General features: G+C 67.7%; 22 protein-coding genes. 2 read left to right on the top strand and 20 right to left on the bottom strand.

Going from position 1 to position 17,244, the window contains the following annotated elements:
• Positions 1 to 16: 16 nt before the first annotated feature.
• The 8 genes from VGP60_RS21440 to VGP60_RS21405 all read right to left on the bottom strand — a co-directional run bounded on the left by VGP60_RS21440 (position 17) and on the right by VGP60_RS21405 (position 7,510).
• Positions 17 to 553, bottom strand: coding sequence for a response regulator transcription factor (locus VGP60_RS21440; RefSeq protein ID WP_327549830.1), 537 nt, complete (start codon positions 551 to 553; stop codon positions 17 to 19).
• Positions 550 to 1,704, bottom strand: coding sequence for a sensor histidine kinase (locus VGP60_RS21435; protein WP_327549829.1), 1,155 nt, complete (start codon positions 1,702 to 1,704; stop codon positions 550 to 552). The genes VGP60_RS21440 and VGP60_RS21435 overlap by 4 nt, the downstream gene beginning before the upstream one ends.
• A gap of 14 nt (positions 1,705 to 1,718) precedes the next feature.
• Positions 1,719 to 2,459, bottom strand: coding sequence for an ABC transporter permease (locus VGP60_RS21430; protein WP_327549828.1), 741 nt, complete (start codon positions 2,457 to 2,459; stop codon positions 1,719 to 1,721).
• Positions 2,456 to 3,382 carry an ABC transporter ATP-binding protein gene (locus tag VGP60_RS21425; protein WP_327549827.1) on the bottom strand — a complete coding sequence of 309 codons (927 nt, stop codon included), beginning with the start codon at positions 3,380 to 3,382 and terminating at the stop codon, positions 2,456 to 2,458. Before VGP60_RS21425 ends, VGP60_RS21430 begins: the two co-directional genes overlap by 4 nt.
• Before the next feature lie 158 nt (positions 3,383 to 3,540).
• Positions 3,541 to 4,929 carry a glycine--tRNA ligase gene (locus tag VGP60_RS21420; protein ID WP_327549826.1) on the bottom strand — a complete coding sequence of 463 codons (1,389 nt, stop codon included), beginning with the start codon at positions 4,927 to 4,929 and terminating at the stop codon, positions 3,541 to 3,543.
• 89 nt (positions 4,930 to 5,018) lie between these two features.
• A complete protein-coding gene (locus VGP60_RS21415) occupies positions 5,019 to 5,678 on the bottom strand; it encodes a class F sortase (RefSeq protein WP_414640388.1) in 660 nt (219 codons plus the stop codon).
• 103 nt (positions 5,679 to 5,781) lie between these two features.
• Positions 5,782 to 6,369 carry a class F sortase gene (locus tag VGP60_RS21410; RefSeq protein WP_327549843.1) on the bottom strand — a complete coding sequence of 196 codons (588 nt, stop codon included), beginning with the start codon at positions 6,367 to 6,369 and terminating at the stop codon, positions 5,782 to 5,784.
• Positions 6,370 to 6,445: 76 nt separating this feature from the next.
• The gene (locus VGP60_RS21405; protein ID WP_327549824.1) at positions 6,446 to 7,510 is read right to left on the bottom strand and encodes a hypothetical protein; all 1,065 of its coding nucleotides are present in this window, start codon (positions 7,508 to 7,510) and stop codon (positions 6,446 to 6,448) included.
• A 240-nt stretch (positions 7,511 to 7,750) separates the two neighbouring features.
• On the opposite strand from VGP60_RS21405, the gene VGP60_RS21400 reads away from it, so the two are divergent.
• Both VGP60_RS21400 and VGP60_RS21395 read left to right on the top strand, forming a co-directional pair.
• Entirely contained in the window at positions 7,751 to 8,110 is a 360-nt protein-coding gene (locus VGP60_RS21400) for a metalloregulator ArsR/SmtB family transcription factor (RefSeq protein WP_327549823.1), read from the top strand.
• Positions 8,111 to 8,112: 2 nt separating this feature from the next.
• Complete coding sequence (locus VGP60_RS21395; protein ID WP_327549822.1) at positions 8,113 to 8,526, top strand: Fur family transcriptional regulator; 414 nt, start codon at positions 8,113 to 8,115, stop codon at positions 8,524 to 8,526.
• Here the strand turns inward: VGP60_RS21395 and VGP60_RS21390 are convergent.
• The 12 genes from VGP60_RS21390 to VGP60_RS21335 all read right to left on the bottom strand — a co-directional run bounded on the left by VGP60_RS21390 (position 8,523) and on the right by VGP60_RS21335 (position 17,238).
• A complete protein-coding gene (locus VGP60_RS21390; protein ID WP_327549821.1) occupies positions 8,523 to 9,245 on the bottom strand; it encodes a TIGR03943 family putative permease subunit in 723 nt (240 codons plus the stop codon). The genes VGP60_RS21395 and VGP60_RS21390 overlap by 4 nt on opposite strands.
• Positions 9,242 to 10,246 carry a permease gene (locus VGP60_RS21385; RefSeq protein WP_327549820.1) on the bottom strand — a complete coding sequence of 335 codons (1,005 nt, stop codon included), beginning with the start codon at positions 10,244 to 10,246 and terminating at the stop codon, positions 9,242 to 9,244. The genes VGP60_RS21390 and VGP60_RS21385 overlap by 4 nt, the downstream gene beginning before the upstream one ends.
• Positions 10,247 to 10,393: 147 nt before the next feature.
• A complete protein-coding gene (locus VGP60_RS21380) occupies positions 10,394 to 10,831 on the bottom strand; it encodes a hypothetical protein (RefSeq protein ID WP_327549819.1) in 438 nt (145 codons plus the stop codon).
• Positions 10,828 to 11,661: an isoprenyl transferase gene (locus tag VGP60_RS21375; protein WP_327549818.1), complete on the bottom strand. Its 834-nt coding sequence runs from the start codon at positions 11,659 to 11,661 to the stop codon at positions 10,828 to 10,830. The genes VGP60_RS21380 and VGP60_RS21375 overlap by 4 nt, the downstream gene beginning before the upstream one ends.
• A 38-nt stretch (positions 11,662 to 11,699) precedes the next feature.
• The gene (recO, locus tag VGP60_RS21370) at positions 11,700 to 12,461 is read right to left on the bottom strand and encodes a DNA repair protein RecO (RefSeq protein ID WP_327549817.1); all 762 of its coding nucleotides are present in this window, start codon (positions 12,459 to 12,461) and stop codon (positions 11,700 to 11,702) included.
• 49 nt (positions 12,462 to 12,510) lie between these two features.
• On the bottom strand, positions 12,511 to 13,011 hold the full coding sequence (locus VGP60_RS21365) for a CD225/dispanin family protein (protein WP_327549816.1): 501 nt from the start codon (positions 13,009 to 13,011) through the stop codon (positions 12,511 to 12,513).
• Positions 13,012 to 13,060: 49 nt separating this feature from the next.
• Positions 13,061 to 13,603, bottom strand: a complete 543-nt coding sequence (locus VGP60_RS21360) for a CD225/dispanin family protein (protein ID WP_327549815.1) — start codon at positions 13,601 to 13,603, stop codon at positions 13,061 to 13,063.
• Between the two features lie 166 nt (positions 13,604 to 13,769).
• Positions 13,770 to 14,225, bottom strand: a complete 456-nt coding sequence (locus tag VGP60_RS21355) for a DUF2752 domain-containing protein (RefSeq protein WP_327549814.1) — start codon at positions 14,223 to 14,225, stop codon at positions 13,770 to 13,772.
• A 3-nt stretch (positions 14,226 to 14,228) separates the two neighbouring features.
• Positions 14,229 to 14,660, bottom strand: a complete 432-nt coding sequence (locus tag VGP60_RS21350; RefSeq protein WP_414640387.1) for a CD225/dispanin family protein — start codon at positions 14,658 to 14,660, stop codon at positions 14,229 to 14,231.
• 1 nt (position 14,661) lies between these two features.
• Positions 14,662 to 15,570, bottom strand: coding sequence for a GTPase Era (era, locus tag VGP60_RS21345; RefSeq protein ID WP_327549813.1), 909 nt, complete (start codon positions 15,568 to 15,570; stop codon positions 14,662 to 14,664).
• Complete coding sequence (locus tag VGP60_RS21340; protein WP_327549812.1) at positions 15,567 to 15,902, bottom strand: cytidine deaminase; 336 nt, start codon at positions 15,900 to 15,902, stop codon at positions 15,567 to 15,569. Before VGP60_RS21340 ends, era begins: the two co-directional genes overlap by 4 nt.
• Positions 15,895 to 17,238: a hemolysin family protein gene (locus VGP60_RS21335; RefSeq protein ID WP_327549811.1), complete on the bottom strand. Its 1,344-nt coding sequence runs from the start codon at positions 17,236 to 17,238 to the stop codon at positions 15,895 to 15,897. The genes VGP60_RS21340 and VGP60_RS21335 overlap by 8 nt, the downstream gene beginning before the upstream one ends.
• Between the last annotated feature and the right edge of the window lie 6 nt (positions 17,239 to 17,244).

The following is a 17,244-nucleotide window of genomic DNA, read 5'->3' as shown; positions in this document are numbered from 1 at the left end:
GCCGCAGGGGACACGCTTACAACCAGCCACGGTCTTCCACCAGGCGAACGGCTTCGGCACGGGTGCGGGCGACGTCGGCGACCGTACTGCCGTCCTTCGCCGCTTTCAGCACATCGTGTTCTCTCGCGGTGAGCGGACTGGCGCCGTTCGCGAGTGATTCCGCGGCGAGCGCCGGGTCGACCACCCTCAGTCCATTGTGGACTCGACGGACGGCGTCGACGAGCTGCTCGGGCGGGGCGTCCTTCACCACGAACCCGGCGGCACCGGCGGCCATCGCCCGCGAAAGGTAGCCAGGCCTGCCGAAGGTGGTGCAGATGATGATCCGGCACGCGGGCATCGCGCGGTGCAGTTCGGCGGCGGCTTCCAGCCCGTCCTTGCCGGGCATCTGGACGTCCAGCAGCGCGACGTCCGGCAGGTGCCGGCGCGCGGCCGCCAGCACCTCGTCCCCCGACCCGACCTGCGCGACGACGTCGATATCGGCTTCGAGACCGAGGACCGTGGCCAGTGCGCCACGGACCATCGCCTGGTCGTCGGCGAGCAACACCTTGATCATGCCGATTCCGCCCTCACCAGGAAACCGCCCTGTGCCCGCGGCGCCGCGTGGATCGTGCCACCGACCTGGGTGAGCCGTTCTTCCAGTCCCCGCAACCCATTGCCCGGCCCGGCCGCCGCGCCGGTGCCGTCGTCTTCGATCTCCATCCAGGTGTCCCCCAGCCGCACTTTCACCCGCCGCGCACCGGAATGCCGGAGCACATTGGTGACCGCCTCGCGCAGCACGTAACCGAAGGTGCGCTGCAGCTCGGGCCGCGGGTTGTCGACAGCGGACGGCAACTCGGCCTCGATCCCGGCGGCCTGGAGCGCGACCCGCGCGCCCACGAGCTCGGTGGACAACGACACTTCCCGGTTCTCCGACACGGTCGTGCGGACGTCGGACAGCACACTGCGGGTGAGCGTTTCGACGTCGCGGATTTCGATGATCGCGCGCTCGACGTCTCCCGAGCTTTCGAGCACGCGCCGGGCCAGCCCCGCCTTCACGGTGATGGTCGTGAGACTGTGGCCGAGGATGTCGTGCAGATCCCTGGCCATGCGCTCGCGCTCGGCCGCGACGGCCAACGTCGCGATCCGCCGGTTCGCCTGCTGCAGCGCCCGGACGGCGAAAACCAGCCTGGACATCATGAACAGCGTGAACGTCACCGAAACGACCGTGATCAGATCACCAGCGGAGTCGGCGAATTTCCCTGTCGACATCAGCTCGACGGCGACGACCAGCAGCGTCGCGCCGCTGAGGAGCAGCGACCAGGCCGCGGGCAGCGCGAACACCATCATGCCGGTGGCGTAGATGACCACGTACGGGCTGTTCCCGTAGAAGAAGAACAGGGCCAGGCCCACCACGACCATGCTGATGCAGGCAGCGAAGTTCGTCCGGCGGCTGCGGCGCACGAAAACGGGGAAGAACAGATAAAACAGGCTGTAGACGAGCAGCAGGGCGAACCCCAGGATCACCCACCAGAGCGGTTTTCCGGCGGTCAGCAACTGGTTCGAGGCCGGAAGGATCAGGGGCAGGAGAAAGCCGGTCATGAGGACCACCCAGCCGATCGGGCGACTCCCGGGACCGGACGTTTCGGCGATGTCGGCGGGCAGCTCGGCCCACCAGTTCGCCTTGGTGCCGAGCCCGGCGCTCAGCTTCTCCCCTTGCCCGGTCACGGTCGTTCCTCCCCTCAGACTCGCGCGCTGTCTTTACGGTAGCGCCGGATCATCGCGACCCCGAACACCAGACCGAAGATCGCCAGCACGCCCGCCGCGGTGCCGAACCCGGTCGTCAGCTCGCTGGTGACGACCGGCCGTGCGATCTGGATGAGCCAGTAGCTCGGCATCGCCTGCGACACGGTGTGCAGCCAGCCGGGCATCGACTCGATCGGGATCCACAGGCCACCGAGGAAGCCCATGCCCATCGTCACCACCATGTTGACCGGCTGCATGGAGTCGGCCGTGCCGAACTGCCCGAGCAGCAGGCCCAGCAGCACGAACGGGATGGCGCCGAGCCAGATGCCGAGCACGATGTGGAGCCAGCCCCCGGCGTCGATGCTTACGCCCTCGAACAGGACCGCGACCAGCGGGACCAGCAGGAGCGGCGGCAAGGTCACCAGCATGCCGGAGATCGCTTTGCCCGTCAGGTAACCCGGCCCCGACAACGGCGTCAGCCGGAGTTGCCGCTGCCAGCCCGCGGCCCGTTCGAAGGCCAGCCTGCCCCCGACGGACATGGCCCCGGAAATCGTGCCGAAAGCCATCATGTTGACCATCAGCACCGCGGCCACCTGAGCGTGGCCCGGCGCGTCGGTGTTGACGAAAACCGTGGCCTGCAACAGAAAAAGCAGCACGGGGAAGGCGATGGCGAACAGCACGAACCGGGTGTTGCGGAACGTCCGGAAGATCTCCATGCGGACATAAGTGGTGCTCATCGGACGCTCACGTTCTCGTCGGAGGTAAGGGAAAGGAACGCGCCTTCGAGGCCGATCGAAGTGATCTCGATGTCGTGGGCGCCGGGGCAGCGGGTCAGCAGCGCGCGCAGCGTCACGTCGGAATCACTGCTGGAGACGGCGACGCGGCCGTCGCGGAGGTCGAGGCCGGTGACCGCGGGCAGGGCCGCGATCACCGGCTCGGTGGCACCCGGTACGACCGCGCGAATCGTGCGCCCCCCTGCGAGCGCACGGACCTCGGCGACCGAACCGTCGGCCACGATCCTCCCGGCGCGCATCAAGATCACCCGATCGGCGAATTCCTCGGCCTCTTCGAGATAGTGGGTCGCGAAGAGCACCGTACGGCCGGAAGCCGTGTACTCGTACATGGACTTCCAGAACTCCCGCCTGGTTCCCACATCCATGGCGGCGGTCGGTTCGTCGAGTACCAGAAGATCGGGATCGCTCACGAGCGCGACAACGAAACGCACCCGCTGCCGCTGGCCGCCGGAAAGCTTGTTGGGGCGCCTGCCGGCGAGGTCCTCGATCCCGGCGCGGCGCAGCGCGTCGGCGACCGGCATCGGCTTGCGGTGCAGCGAAGCCACCACGGTGACCATCTCGCCGACGGTCGCGTCGTCGAGCAGCGACCCGCCCTGCAGCATCGCGCCGATGGCGCCGTGGGCGACAGCTTTTTCGGGCGTGGACCCGAAAACGGTCACGTCACCCTGATCGGGCGTGGTCAGCCCGAGGATCATGTCGACGGTGGTGGACTTGCCGGCGCCGTTGGGGCCGAGCAGCGCGACGATCTCGCCGGGCGCGATGGTCAGGTCAACGCCGTCGACCGCGCGGACGTCGCCGTATCGCTTGTGCAGGCCAATGAGGTGTACGGCCGCCCCCGCGGCGACTTGGCCCTGTGTTTTCTCCATGCCCTGAGCGTGCCGCCGCGAGGGGCTCCGCTCACGGGCCGGGCGTCACGACCTGGGCATGACATCCGTCAGGGGTGGGGCCGACACACTGAAATGAACGGACCTTTCATCTCGATTTTTGAGATGAAAGGTCCGTTCATGCCACTTTGGAGCTCGGGTCAGCAGCCGATCAGGCGGGCGGCCAGGTACGACTCGAGCTTGTCGATGGCGACGCGCTCCTGAGCCATGGTGTCGCGCTCGCGCACGGTCACCGCGTGGTCGTCGAGCGAGTCGAAGTCCACCGTGACGCAGAACGGCGTGCCGATTTCCTCTTGACGCCGGTAGCGCTTGCCGATGGAGCCGGCGTCGTCGAAGTCGGTGTTCCAGTGCTTGCGCACCATCGCGGCGACCTCACGGGCCTTCGGCGTCAGGTCCGCGTTGCGGGACAAGGGAAGCACCGCGACCTTGTACGGCGAGAGCCGGTAATCCAGCTCCAGCACGACCCGCTTGTCGGTGCCGCCCTTGGCGTTGGGGATCTCGTACTCCTTGTACGCGTCGACCAGGAACGCCATCATCGACCGGCCGACACCGGCTGCGGGCTCGATGACGAACGGCCGGTAGCGCTGGCCGGAAGCCTGGTCGAAGTACGACAGGTCCACGCCCGAGTGGTTCGAGTGCGTGGTCAGGTCGAAGTCGGTCCGGTTGGCGATGCCCTCGAGCTCGCCCCATTCCTGACCGGCGTTGAAGTCGAACCGGTACTCGATGTCGACGGTCCGCTTCGCGTAATGCGAGAGCTTTTCCTTCGGGTGCTCGAAATGGCGCAGGTTCTCGGGGTTGATGCCGAGGTCCTTGTACCACTCTGTCCGCGTGTCGATCCAGTACTGGTGCCAGGTCTCGTCTTCGCCCGGCTCGACGAAGAACTCCATCTCCATCTGCTCGAACTCGCGCGTCCGGAAGATGAAGTTTCCCGGGGTGATCTCGTTCCGGAACGACTTGCCGATCTGGCCGATGCCGAAGGGCGGCTTCTTCCGCGACGTCGTCTGCACGTTCAGGAAGTTGACGAAGATGCCCTGCGCGGTCTCCGGGCGCAGGTAGTGCAGCCCTTCCTCCGTCTCGACCGGGCCGAGGTGGGTCTTCAGCATCATGTTGAAGTCACGCGGTTTGGTGAACTGGCCGCGGTTACCGCAGTTGGGGCACGGCACCTCGGACAGGTCGTCCTCGTTGACCTGCTTGCCACTGCGCTCGGAGAACTCCTCGGCCAGCTGGTCGGCACGGAACCGCTTGTGGCACGAAAGGCACTCGACGAGCGGGTCGGTGAAGACGTTCACGTGACCGGACGCGACCCACACCTGGCGCGGGAGGATCACCGAGGAGTCGAGGCCGACGACGTCGTCTCGGCCCTGCACCATGGTTTTCCACCACTGACGCTTGATGTTGTCCTTGAGCTCGACGCCGAGAGGTCCGTAATCCCACGCCGACCGGGTACCGCCGTAGATCTCCCCGGACGGGAAGACGAAGCCACGGCGCTTGCAAAGGCTGACAACGGTCTCAATGGTTTTAGCGGGCACTCCACGCTCCGAAGCATGCGGGTACGGATATGGGACGGGAAGCTCTAAGACTATCCGCACGCCCCCGCACTCTTTCGGGCAGTGGTGACTCAGGGCCGGGAGACCAGCGAAGCCGTCGCGATCCTGTTGTCCTCATAGCCTTCCGTGCCACCGACGTACTCCCCGCCACAGGTCACGAGCACCAGCCGGTGCGGGCCTTCCTGACTGAACAGCTTGTCCGACTGCGCGGCCAGGTTGTCCTTGTGCACCGTGACGACCTCGTCGACGCGGTAAACCCAGCGCCCGCCCGCGGTGTCGGCGACCTCGACGTCCTGGCCCGCTTTCAGCCGCCACAGTTCGTCGAACGGGCCCTTGCTGCCCTTCCAGTTCACGTGCCCGGACAGCAGCACCGCGCCCTGCGCCGCACCGACTTTGGCGCCCCACCAGGTGGCTTCGTCGAGCCCCTGCGGGATCGGCAGCGAGCCGTCGTCCTTGACGTCGGCGTGGATCAGCTTCGCCGTCCCGCCGCCCGGGAGCCAGACAGTGGTGGGCTGCGCCGACGCGGGTTCCGCCGGAGCGTCGGCGTTCGACTCCTGCGACTGCCCGGCCTGCCCGCTCGCGGGGGAACCGGCCAGCGCGGTCTGCTGGTCGTCGCCGCTGAACACCGTCAGTACGAGGACGAGCGCGGCCACCACGAACACCGCGGCGCCGGCCAAAATCCACCGAAAGGGGGAACGTCGCGGCTTGGCCTCTACGACCTGATCCTCGATCAACTCATGCTCCTCGCTCGTGTGCAACCGGGCCGAACACCGACCGGCACGGCTAGACACGCGCCGGCGGACCAAGCCGGTTGCACCGAGTTTCAGGAGCTTTTCAGGGACGGACGAGCAGCGTCGCGGTGATGACGCGGTTGTCGCGGTAACCGTCGGTACCGCCGAGGTAGTCGCCACCGCAGGTGACCAGCACCAGCCGGTGCGGGCCGTCCTGACCGAACAGCCGCGGCGCCTGGGCGGGGAGGGTGTCCTTGTGCAGCGTGACGGCGTCGGTCACGCGGTAGATCCAGCGCCCGCCCGCGGAGTCCATGATGCTGACGTCCTGCCCGGGCCGCATCAACCAGAGCTCGTCGAAGGGACCCTTTTTGCCGCCCCAGTTGACGTGCCCGGACACCAGCGCGACACCGTTTCGGGCGCCGAGCTTCGCGCCCCAATACGCGGCGTCGCCGAGACCTCGCGGGATCGGGAGGACGGCGTTCGCGGTGATTTCCTTGCGCACCAACCGGGCCGTGCCGCCGCCGGGCAGCTGGACCGTGCCGAGTGCCTGGACGGGACCCGGCTGCGCGTCGACCTCGACACCGGGCGCAGGCTCGGCCTCGCCCTGCTCGATCACCGTCGGCACCGCCGGCGGTTGCGCGGCCGGCGAGCCGCTGCTCTGCGGGGTCAGCACCAGCACCCCGGCGACCATCGCGGCGACGGCCAGCACCCCGAGCACCGAGGCCAGCCATTTCCGCCGGGCGGGCAGCGGCTGCGCGGTCACGGCCCTACTCGCGGTGGTCCGCGCCGGGCTTGCGCCCCCGGAGCGTCAGCACCGCGGCCAAGGCCAGTACGAGACCGCCGCCGAACAGGGCGAACCCGAGTGCCGAGCCGTTCGAGACGCCCGCGGCTTCGGCCGCGACGGGCACGCCACCGGCGGGAACGTTCGTCGGGACGGTCGGCGTGGCCTGCGTGGACGGCGTGCCGGGGGTCAGTTTCGCGAAGCTCTTCGGCAGCGAGCAGCTCACGCCGCCGAGCACGACCTTGGTGTGGACGTCCGCGAACGAACCGTCGGTGCGGATGACATGCGTGTCGATCTCGGCCTGCCAGCCGCCGACCGTGGTGATGTCCCCGCCGCGCCAGACGCTCTGCCGGATCAGCTGGTCGAACTGCGTCACGCGGCTGATGGTCAGCTTCGCGGTGGTCTTGGACAGGTCCACGTTGTCGATCTTCATCGGCGCGCCGGCCTTGATCCCGCCGACCTCGACCTTGTCCGTGCCCGCCGGGACGCCGACCTGGACGAGCTTGTCCTCGGCGTCTCGGACCCACAACTTGTCCGCCGTCGTCGTCGACTTGACGGCTTTGGTGGTGGAGCAGTCGACGCTGGACTTGGCGTTCTGGAAGGCGAAGAGCGAGTTGTCGCTCGGGGTGGCCCGCCCGCGGCTGTTGTCGAGCAGCGTGTAGTTGGCCGTGGCCGACGCCGTGGGGACGTTGGTGTCCTGCAACGCGGCGATGACTTCGTGGTCCTGGCTCTTCACCCCGGCCGGGAACGGGCTCTGGCCGGAGAAGCGCCCGAGCTGCACGACGAAGTTGGGCCCCATGGCGTTGAGCTCGCCCTGGTCACCGGACTTCGGCACGCTCGTCCTGTCCTGGGAAAGCCTCGACTGACCCGCCCGCAGCGGCGACCGCTGGGTTTCGGTGACGACCTTGCCGGCGTCGATGAGGATCGAGGCGCCGTTCGCGAACGAAACCGGGCCCGTCTGCTCGTCGACCTCCGCGACGTTCTGCGCGGTGGCGACGCCGGGCGTCGCCAGCAGCGCGCAAACGGCCCCGACCAGGGCTAACTTCGTCAAGGACCGGGTCATGTCTCCCTCAGGCTCTGCTCCAGGCAACCCTCCGAGATTACCTTGCACTGTTCACGGCGAGTTGGGCAGACGAAAACGGAATTAGAGCCTAACTCACCCAAATGGAGCAACGGAAGTCCGGGCGGTAAACCGTGGGCACCCGTGTCGAACTGCGGGAACACTAGGATGGGCGGTGGGCGTTGTTGACGATGACTCTGAAAATCATGTCGAGGTAGGCTGGAGCGCGAGATGGCGACGGTGAGTTCGAGCACGGCCTCGGCAGGATCGCCCGAAGAGGCGGCAGCGGCGTCCCCTGCCGCCTACCCGGCGAAGGTCCTCGTCGACGCGGGAGATCTCCTGCGAGCTCTGGCCGCGCCGGTGCGGATCGCGATCGTCCTGCAGCTGCGCGACGCCGACAGGTGCGTCCACGAGCTCGTCGCCGCGCTCGAGGTCGCCCAGCCCTTGATCAGCCAGCATCTCCGGGTTCTCAAGACGGCGGGCGTCGTCCAGGGCGACCGACGGGGGCGCGAGGTCGTCTACCGGCTAGTGGATGATCACCTGGCGCACATCGTGATCGACGCGGTGGCGCATGCCCAGGAGGGGAAGTGACGATGAGCTCCGCAGAGACCCGCAGCACCGCACCGGTTCCCGGCCGCCGGTCCACCAAACAGCGATCCGCCGTCGTCGAGTTGCTCAACGAGATCGACGACTTCCGCTCGGCCCAGGAACTGCACGACGAGCTGCGCAAGCGCGGCGACGGCATCGGCCTGACGACGGTGTACCGCACGCTGCAGTCGCTTTCCGACGCCGGCGAGATCGACGTCCTGCGGACGGGCTCGGGCGAGGCCATCTACCGGCGCTGCTCCTTACACCATCACCACCACCTCGTGTGCCGCGTGTGCGGGTACACCGTCGAGGTCGAGGGCCCGGCCGTGGAACGGTGGGCGGACAAGATCGCCTCGGCCAACGGCTTTTCGGACATCAGCCACACCGTGGAAATCGTCGGCACCTGCGACAAGCACTAGTACTCGTAGGGATCCTGAGGGGTTAAGACAGGCCGGATGGTCGCCACGGTGAAATCGGGCGTGTAGCTGTTCGCCTTCGTCGCGGTGCCGGGCACGACCGTGCCGGTGACCTCGATCCACGCGTCGCTCTTGTAAGCATGGGCCGCGTCCCCGGTGAGCTTGACCGTCACGGGATAGGCGTCCGCCGCGCAGCAGCTGATCACCATCCGCGCGAGCAGCGTGCCCTCGTCGGACTGCACCACGAAACCCGACAGCGCGATCGTGCGGCCGTTCAGGGTGCCGTTGCCGTCCCAGCCCGCGCGGCTCACGAAGTCCGACATCCTCAGCGGGACAACGTCTTCGGCCGGAAGCGGCGGGAAGGCCGCGGCGTCCGTCGCGGTGGCAGAGAGCGGTGCCCTGGCTTCCGTACGGGTCACCGAGTCGGCGCCCAGCGCGGGCGGCGCGACGAGGAAGACGGCCAGCACCGGCACCATCAGCAGCCACGCCGAGCGCGCCGGATGGTGGTGCTCATGACCGGCGACGGGCTCGGCGGCACGTCGGGACGCCAAGAGGTCACCGATGATGGCGAGCGCGCCGAGGCCGATCATCACCGCGCCACCCGCGATCATCCACGGCTGCTGCGACGGCTTGACGTAGCGCAGGTAGTCGCCGTTGAGGGCGATCTTCAACAGCGCGCCGCCGAGCAGGAGCAGCAGGATGTTCTGGGTCTCACGCTTCACTGGACGCCTCCGAGCAGGAGCACACCGGACAGCACACCACAGGTGATCGCCACGACGAAGGTCACCGGCGCGAACCGCAGCGCGAACGACTTCCCGAACGTGCCCGCCTGCAGCGCGAACAGCTTGATGTCGATCGCCGGGCCGACGACCAGGAAGACCAGCTTCGGCAGCAGCGGCAACGCCGAAAGCGATGCCGCGACGAACGCGTCAGCCTCGCTGCACAGCGCGAGTACCACCGCGAGCACGGCCATGACCAGCACGCCGAGCACGATCTGGTCACCGAGGAAGCCGAACCAGTGGGCCGGGACGAGCACGTTCATCGCCGACGAGATCAGCGCGCCGAGCACCAGGAAGCCACCGGCCTCGACCAGGTCCGTGCGCGCCGTCTCGACGAACGTCTTCCAGCGCTTGCCGCTCTCGACGTCCGGCATCCGCGCCAGCGCCCGCTCGGTGATCCAGCTGAGCTTGCCGAACCGGGCCCAGAGCCAGCCCATCACCATCGCCGTGGCCAACGATCCCGCGAACCGCGCGAACACCATCTCGGGCTTGCCGGGAAACGCCACCGCCGTCGCCACGAGTACCACCGGATTCACCGCTGGCGCGGCCAGCAGAAACGTCAACGCCGCCGCCGGCGCGACCCCCTGCCCCATCAGCCGCCGGGCGACCGGCACCGACGCACACTCGCACCCCGGCAACGCGACACCGGCAAGCCCCGCGACCCCCACCGCCGCGCTCTCGCGCTTGGGCAGCACCTTCTGCAACACCCTGGCCGGCACGAACGCGGCGATCGCCCCGCTGATCAGCACCCCGAGCACCAGAAACGGCAGCGCCTGCACGCACACCGCGACGAACACCGTCGACCCCGTGCGCAGCGCCGGGACGTCGAACAGCTGCTGCAGCCAGCTCTGCCCGAGGATCGCGATCAGCAGCACCGCGCACAGCACCTCGATCGAGGTGACCCGCGCCCGGCGCCATCCCGACCGCGTTTTATCGGAAATCATTACCACCAGTCAGATACTGCCACCCCGGGAAAAACGTCGACACTTTCCCCCGGCCCAAGCACCCCTGAATGGATCGCCAGCTGTCGACAGATGGCGATCTCTTAGCTACCAAGAGATCACGTGATGTCGACATCTCGCGGCGCGGTGCTACTCGGAAGGTGAGGATTCTCCAGGCACGGCACCGAAAAGCTCTGTCCGCAGCTGGGAAGCCGTGGAGACGACGAGCATGAGGAGAGTCCCCAAGGGAGCCGGATCCATCCCCTCGGCCGGGAACGCGTACCGGAGCGTCACGTCCATCCCCTGCTCGGTGTAGATCACGCCCAGCGTCCCGAACAGTCCCTGCCCGGCCCGCTCGGCCGCCGAAGCGGCCAGCGACTCGTCCTTCGGCAGATCCCAAGCCACGACACAAGTCATGCTCAGCACCGTCAAGCCCTCGGCAAGCTGAGAAGCCTGGATCACACACGGCACGTCCGCATGCCGGAACTTCAACGCCCCGTCATCGTCGACCTGCACCTCGAGGAACCGCTCCAGCGATTCCCGGGCCAGCGTCAACAACGAAGCGGTGGCAGCGGCCTCGGCAGTCACGACGTCCCCTTAGAAGAAGTAGCAGCGGCAGCGTCCACAGCGGCCCCGAACCGCCGGTCCCGCTTGGCGAAGTCCAGGCAGGCGCGCCACAAATGGGTCCGGTCGAAGTCTGGGAACAGCGTGTCCTGGAAGACGTACTCCGCGTAGGCCGACTGCCACAGCATGAAGTTCGACGACCGCTGCTCGCCCGACGGCCGCAGGAACAGGTCCACGTCCGGCATCTCGGGCTGGTACAGGTACTTGGCGATGGTGCGCTCGTCGACCTTGTCGGGGTTGATCTTGCCCTCGGCGACGAGTTTCGCGATCTTCTGGACGGCGTCGCCGAGTTCGGCGCGGCCGCCGTAGTTGACGCACATCGTCATGTTGAGCGCGGTGTTGTGCTTGGTCTTCTCTTCGGCGATCTGCAGTTCCTTGATGACGCTCGCCCAGAGCTTCGGACGGCGGCCTGCCCAGCGGATGCGCACGCCGATCGAGCCGAGGTAGTCGACCTGGCGGCGGATGGTGTCGCGGTTGAAGCCCATCAGGAAGCGGACCTCTTCGGGGCTGCGCTTCCAGTTCTCCGTCGAGAACGCGTAGACCGAGAGCCACTTGACGCCGATCTCCACCGCGCCGGCGGCGACGTCGATCATGACGGCTTCACCCCGCTTGTGACCCTCGATGCGAGGCAGGCCACGCTGGTTGGCCCAGCGGCCGTTGCCGTCCATCACCAGTGCGACGTGGTTGGGCACCAGTTCCTTCGGGATCTCCGGTGGCTTGGCCCCGGACGGGTGCGGTTCGGGCGCCCGCAGTTCGATCGCCGACGCCTTGTTCTCGCGTCCCCTGCGTAGCACCGAAACCTCCTACTTAGCCGTGCGCGACACGCCCGACCCTACTGCCCTGGAAGGGTGGCTTCCCGGGCGCGCCTCTCCACGAGCGGCAGCGACCGGAGCTGGCGTTCCAGATGCCATTGCAGATGCGCGGCGACCAGGCCGCTCGCGTCACGGCGCGAGCCCTGGAGCGAAGACTCGGCGACGTCCCACTCGCCGTGGAGCAGCGCGCCGAGCAGCGCCAGCACCTCGGGCGCGGGGTGCACGGAGCCGGGCGCGCGGCAGTTCTGGCACATCGAGCCGCCCGCGGAGACGTTGAAAGCGTTGTGGGGGCCCGGCAGTCCGCACCGGGCGCATTCGTAGATGGCGGGCGCCCAGCCCGCGAAGGCCATCGCCCGCAGCAAGAAGGCGTCGAGGACCAGCGAAGCGTCACGCTGACCGTCCGCCAGCGCCCGCAGCGCGCCCACGACCAGCAGATAGAGCCGCAGTGACGGCTCGCCTTCCTCGGCGGAGAGCCTGTCGGCCGTCTCCGCGATGGCACTGGCCGCGGTGTAACGCTGGTAGTCGGCGACGAGCGGCGACGCGAACGCGTCCACCGTCTCCACCTGTGTGATGACGTCGAGTGTGCGCCCCGAGTAGAACTGCACGTCGACATGGCCGAACGGCTCGAGACGCGCGCCGAACCGCGAAGAGGTGCGGCGGACGCCCTTGGCGACGGCACGGACCTTGCCGTGCCGTCGCGTGATCAGGGTGATGATCCTGTCGGCTTCGCCGAGCTTGTGCGTCCGCAGCACCACACCGGTGTCGCGATAGAGGTTCACCACTCGTACATCGTCCCACTACCGGACGACATTCGAGCGCGGCGACCCGGTTTCAGCAGTAGCTGCCGTAGCAGGTGGTGACCGAGGCGGCGGCCACGATCGCGACAATGATCGCGACGATGAGGACCACACAGCCGATGCCGCCGAGGATCGTCGAGACCAGGCAGAGCGTCTTGGTCGTCCTCGACGCCTGCTCCGCCCCCGCGTAGTTGCCCTGCATCTTGAACTGGCCGACCTCGTTCGACTTCATGATCGCGAAGATGCCGAGGATCAGCCCACCCAGGAAGAGCGAGACGATCGCCCAGCCCTTGTAGTCCGGGATCGCGTTGATGTCACCCTGCGGGCTGCCGCCATAACCACCGGGGCCGCCGTAGGGCTGGCCGTACGGCGCTTGGCCGTAGGGAGCCGGCTGGCCGTAAGGGGCGGGCTGGCCGTACGGCGCGGACGGCGGCCCGTAGCCCTGAACCGGCTGCTGGCCGGACTGCGGCAGGGGCTGCGGGCCCGACTGCGGTTGCTGCCCGAACGGCGGCTGCTGGTCGTAAGGATTGGTCATGAAAGAGTTTCCCCACTCGTTCGTGTGCCACCCGGCACAGAAATCCCCGCTACGCGGTGGCCGAAATGATGATCGAGACCAAGACGAAGAAACAGCCGATGCCACCGAGGATGTTGCCGATCAGGCACAGCGTCTTGGTGGTGCGGGACGCCTGCTCGGCCGCCGGGTAGTTGCCCTGCATCTTGTATTGGCCGACCTCGTTGGACTTGAAGATCGCGATGATCCCGAAGATGCCGCCGAAGAAGATCGAAATGATGGCCCAGGTCTTGTAGTCCGGGATCGCGTTGATGTCGCCACCGGGACCGCCGAAACCGCCACCGGGCGCGCCGTAGGGCTGCTGGCCGTACGGCGCTTGTCCGTAAGGAGCCTGCTGCCCGTAGGGGGCGGGCTGGCCGAACGGCGCCTGCTGGCCATAGGGAGCCGGAGCGCCGGGCTGGCCGTAGGGCACCGGGTTCGCGCCGGACTGCGGCTGGCCGTACGGGGGCGCGGGTACCCCGCCCGAAGGGGTGCCGTAGCCCTGCTGCGGCTGCCCGAAAGGCTGCTGGCCAGGGTCCTGGCCGTAGCCCGGTTGCTGGCCGTAAGGATTGGTCATCGGGTGTGTCCCCCCTGCTGAATTCATGTCACATCACACCGTCATGGACAAGCCGGTGCGCGGGAGCGTACCCGGTCCGGCCGACCTTCCGGTCACCAGGAGGCACAACGAAAAAAGGCCTGCCCAGCGTCGACTCCGACGTCCGGGGTGGCCTCTTGGTTCCGCGTCAAACGGCCAATCCGGTGAAGGGCGCGAACGGCAGGTTCCGGATCACGAACCACACGGCGAAGACCACCGCGAACGCCAGCGGTGTCCAGCGCCAGTGCAACCAGCTGTCGATCCAACGGCCCCGGAGCCTGCCGAGCGCCCAGGCGACCGTGCTCCACCCGAACAACAGCAGGAACACCAGCGAAACCGCGTTGTAGTGCAGTGCCGCGGGAAGATCACCGTGCAGCAGGCTGTAGACCATCCGAAGTCCGCCGCAGCCCGGGCAATCGATACCGAGCAACGCCTTCGTCGGGCACAACGGCAGCGGCCCGCCCGGCGTGGTCGGGTCGCCCAGCCAGATCCCCACACATCCGGCGCCCGCCGCCGCCACGATGGCGAGCGGCGGGGCCACCGCCCGCAGCCGCGCTTTGAAACCGCGAGCGGGCAGTCCGGTGTAGACGGTGGTGGTGGACACGACCTAGTTCCTCGATGTGAAGCCACCGGCGTTCGCACCGACGACGAAGATCATGATCAGGATGAAGGCGATGTACAGCAGGATGATGATGCCGACCGCGATGGCGGACCAGATGGACCACTTCTTCGCGTCGTCGGCGGCCTTCTGTGCCTCCGCCTGCCGTCCCTGGAACCAGAGCGTCTGGACCTGGTTGGCCTTCACGATCGCGACAATACCCAGCGGCAGGCAGCACATAACCGTCGACAGGATCGCCCACACCAGGTTGTTGTCCGGCGGAGGACCGTAGTTGGGCATGCCGCCGTAGTACGGCTGACCGCCGTAACCCGGCTGACCGTAACCCGGCTGACCGTAAGGCGGCTGCTGGCCATAGGGCGGTTGCTGCCCGTACGGCTGCTGGCCGGAGCTCTCGGGATACTGCGGGAACTGATCGGTCATCTCAGAATCCGAGCCTTCTCAACTGTTTCGGGTCACGCTGCCATTCCTTCGCCACCTTGATGTGCAGGTCGAGATGCACCCTGGTGCCGAGCAGCGCTTCGATGTGCTTGCGAGCCTCGGTGCCGACCTGCTTGAGCCGCTCACCCTTGTGCCCGAGGATGATGCCCTTCTGGCTCGGCCTTTCCACGTAAAGGAAAGCGTGGATGTCGAGCAGGTCGTCGCGGCCTTCGCGCGGGATCATCTCTTCGATGGTCACGGCGATGGAGTGCGGCAGTTCGTCGCGGACGCCTTCGAGCGCGGCCTCGCGGATCAGCTCACCGACCAGCGTCTGCTCGGGCTCGTCGGTCAGGTCGCCGTCCGGGTAGAGCTGCGGGCCCTCCGGGAGCTTGCTCACCAGAAGATCTTTGAGCGACTCGACCTGGAAACCGTCCACAGCGGACACCGGGATCAGCTCGGCGAACTCCATCACCTTCTGCAGCGCCATGAGCTGCTCGGCGATCTGCTCGGGCTTCACCAGGTCGGTCTTGGTGACGATGCCGATCACCGGGGTGCGCTTCGCGATCTTGGCGAGCTCCGCGGCGATGAACCTGTCCCCGGGGCCGATCTTTTCGTTGGCGGGCACGCAGAACCCGACGATGTCCACTTCGGACCACGTCGAGTGCACGACGTCGTTGAGCCGCTGGCCCAGCAGCGTGCGCGGGCGGTGCAGGCCCGGGGTGTCGACGAGGATCAGCTGCGCGTCGTCACGGTGGACGATGCCGCGGATCGCGTGCCGGGTGGTCTGCGGCTTGCTGGAGGTGATCGCGATCTTGGTGCCGACCAGCGCGTTGGTCAGCGTCGACTTGCCGGCGTTGGGACGCCCGACGAAGCAGGCGAACCCGGAGCGGTGACCGTCGGAGACGGGCTTCACTGAAGTACCTCTTGTACTGCGCCCGAAGGGTCCGCACGGTAGATGGGCGCCTTTTCGGCGAGGTCTCGCACTGCGTGCACTGATGCCTCTTTCAGCATGGGTTCTCCACTGACCACCACGGCGGCCTCGATGCCCTCGGCTCCGCTGGACAGCGCCGCGGCGATCGCCGCCTGCACGGCGGTGAGCTGGAACGACGGCTGGTTCACGGTACCCGCCGCGTAGGTGCGGCCGTCAGTGTCACGCACCGCGGCGCCTTCTTCGGCCTGGATCCGGGCCCTCGCCGACCGCGCCAGCGTCACCAGCTTCTGGTCTTCCGGATCGAGTTCAAGCATGTTCGACGCTCCTGTCGCGGTCATCGTCTTCTTCGGCGCCGGCCACGCGCACCCGGCGCCCGGCGATCCTGTCGTCGCAGGCGTGCACGACCACCGTGGTGATCCGCATCCGGCCGCGACGGTCCTTGCCGCCTTCCGCGTGCAGGCGCAGCCCCGCGACCTCGGCCTCCGCGCCGGGCAGCGGAACCCTACCGAGGCGCTGCGCGAGCAGGCCGCCCACGGTCTCGACGTCGTACTCTTCGAGTTCCAGGCCGAACAGCTCGCCCAGGTCGTCGACCCCGAGCCGGGCCGAAACCCGCACGGAACGGTCGTCGAGATACTCGATCGGGGGACGTTCGTCGGTGTCGGACTCGTCGGTGATCTCGCCGACGATCTCCTCCAGGACGTCCTCGATGGTCAGCAGGCCGGCGGTGCCGCCGTACTCATCCACCGCGATCGCCATGTGGTTGTGCGAAAGCTGCATTTCCTTGAGCAGTTCGTCGAGCCGCTTCGAATCCGGCACGTAACTCGCCGGGTTCATCAGTTCGTGGACCGGACGGCTCGGGCCGCCTTCGGCCATGTACGCGGGCATCAGGTCCTTGATATTGGCGACACCGACGATCTCGTCGACCGACTCGCCGATCACCGGGACCCGGGTGAACCCGGTGCGCAGGGCCAGCGCAAGCGCTTGCCGCACGGTCTTGGTCTGCTCGATCCAGACGATCTCCGTGCGCGGCACCATCACCTCGCGGGCGACGGTGTCCCCCAGTTCGAAGACCGAGTGGATCATCTCGCGCTCGGAGTCCTCGACGACACCGCGTTCCTGCGCGAGGTCGACGAGCTCACGCAGCTCGACCTCGGTGGTGAACGGTCCTTCGCGGAAACCCTTACCGGGGGTGATCGCGTTACCGATGACGATCAGCAGTTTGGACAACGGCCCGAGAACCGTGCCGAGCACGCGCACCGGGCCCGCGACCAGCAGGCCGACACGGTACGGGTGCTGACGGCCGATCGTGCGCGGCCCGACCCCGATGAGGACGTAGCTGATCACGACCATGCTCACCGCGGCGACCAGCATCGCCAGGCCCACCGGCTCGATCCAGCGCAGGAAGGTGACCGTGACCAGTACCGTGGACGTCAGCTCGCAGCTCATCCTGAGCAACAGCAACAGGTTGATGTGGCGCCTGCGGTCGGCGACCACCATGGCCAGCTGGCGCGCGCCCGTGCGGCCGAGCCGGACGAGACCTTCGGCCCGTGCCTGCGAAACCGTGCTGATGGCCGCGTCCGCCGCCGCGAAAACCCCGGCGAGCAGGACCAGCGCGACGGCGAAGACCAGCAATGCCGTTGAGCTAGCCACGGGCGT

This window comes from Amycolatopsis sp. (assembly GCF_036008905.1).
Lineage (GTDB): Bacteria > Actinomycetota > Actinomycetes > Mycobacteriales > Pseudonocardiaceae > Amycolatopsis.
The sequence above is the reverse complement of the archived record's forward strand: the minus strand, read 5'-3'. Positions and strand labels throughout refer to the sequence as shown.

What these genes read in the sequence shown, in the direction of transcription:
- VGP60_RS21440 (WP_327549830.1), bottom strand. Translation starts at nt 553, where the DNA reads ATGATCAAGGTGTTGCTCGCCGACGACCAGGCGATGGTCCGTGGCGCA.
- VGP60_RS21430 (WP_327549828.1), bottom strand. Translation starts at nt 2,459, where the DNA reads ATGAGCACCACTTATGTCCGCATGGAGATCTTCCGGACGTTCCGCAAC.
- VGP60_RS21425 (WP_327549827.1), bottom strand. Translation starts at nt 3,382, where the DNA reads ATGGAGAAAACACAGGGCCAAGTCGCCGCGGGGGCGGCCGTACACCTC.
- VGP60_RS21410 (WP_327549843.1), bottom strand. Translation starts at nt 6,369, where the DNA reads ATGGTCGCCGGGGTGCTGGTGCTGACCCCGCAGAGCAGCGGCTCGCCG.
- VGP60_RS21400 (WP_327549823.1), top strand. Translation starts at nt 7,751, where the DNA reads ATGGCGACGGTGAGTTCGAGCACGGCCTCGGCAGGATCGCCCGAAGAG.
- VGP60_RS21395 (WP_327549822.1), top strand. Translation starts at nt 8,113, where the DNA reads ATGAGCTCCGCAGAGACCCGCAGCACCGCACCGGTTCCCGGCCGCCGG.
- VGP60_RS21385 (WP_327549820.1), bottom strand. Translation starts at nt 10,246, where the DNA reads ATGATTTCCGATAAAACGCGGTCGGGATGGCGCCGGGCGCGGGTCACC.
- VGP60_RS21365 (WP_327549816.1), bottom strand. Translation starts at nt 13,011, where the DNA reads ATGACCAATCCTTACGACCAGCAGCCGCCGTTCGGGCAGCAACCGCAG.
- VGP60_RS21360 (WP_327549815.1), bottom strand. Translation starts at nt 13,603, where the DNA reads ATGACCAATCCTTACGGCCAGCAACCGGGCTACGGCCAGGACCCTGGC.
- VGP60_RS21350 (WP_414640387.1), bottom strand. Translation starts at nt 14,660, where the DNA reads ATGACCGATCAGTTCCCGCAGTATCCCGAGAGCTCCGGCCAGCAGCCG.
- VGP60_RS21340 (WP_327549812.1), bottom strand. Translation starts at nt 15,902, where the DNA reads ATGCTTGAACTCGATCCGGAAGACCAGAAGCTGGTGACGCTGGCGCGG.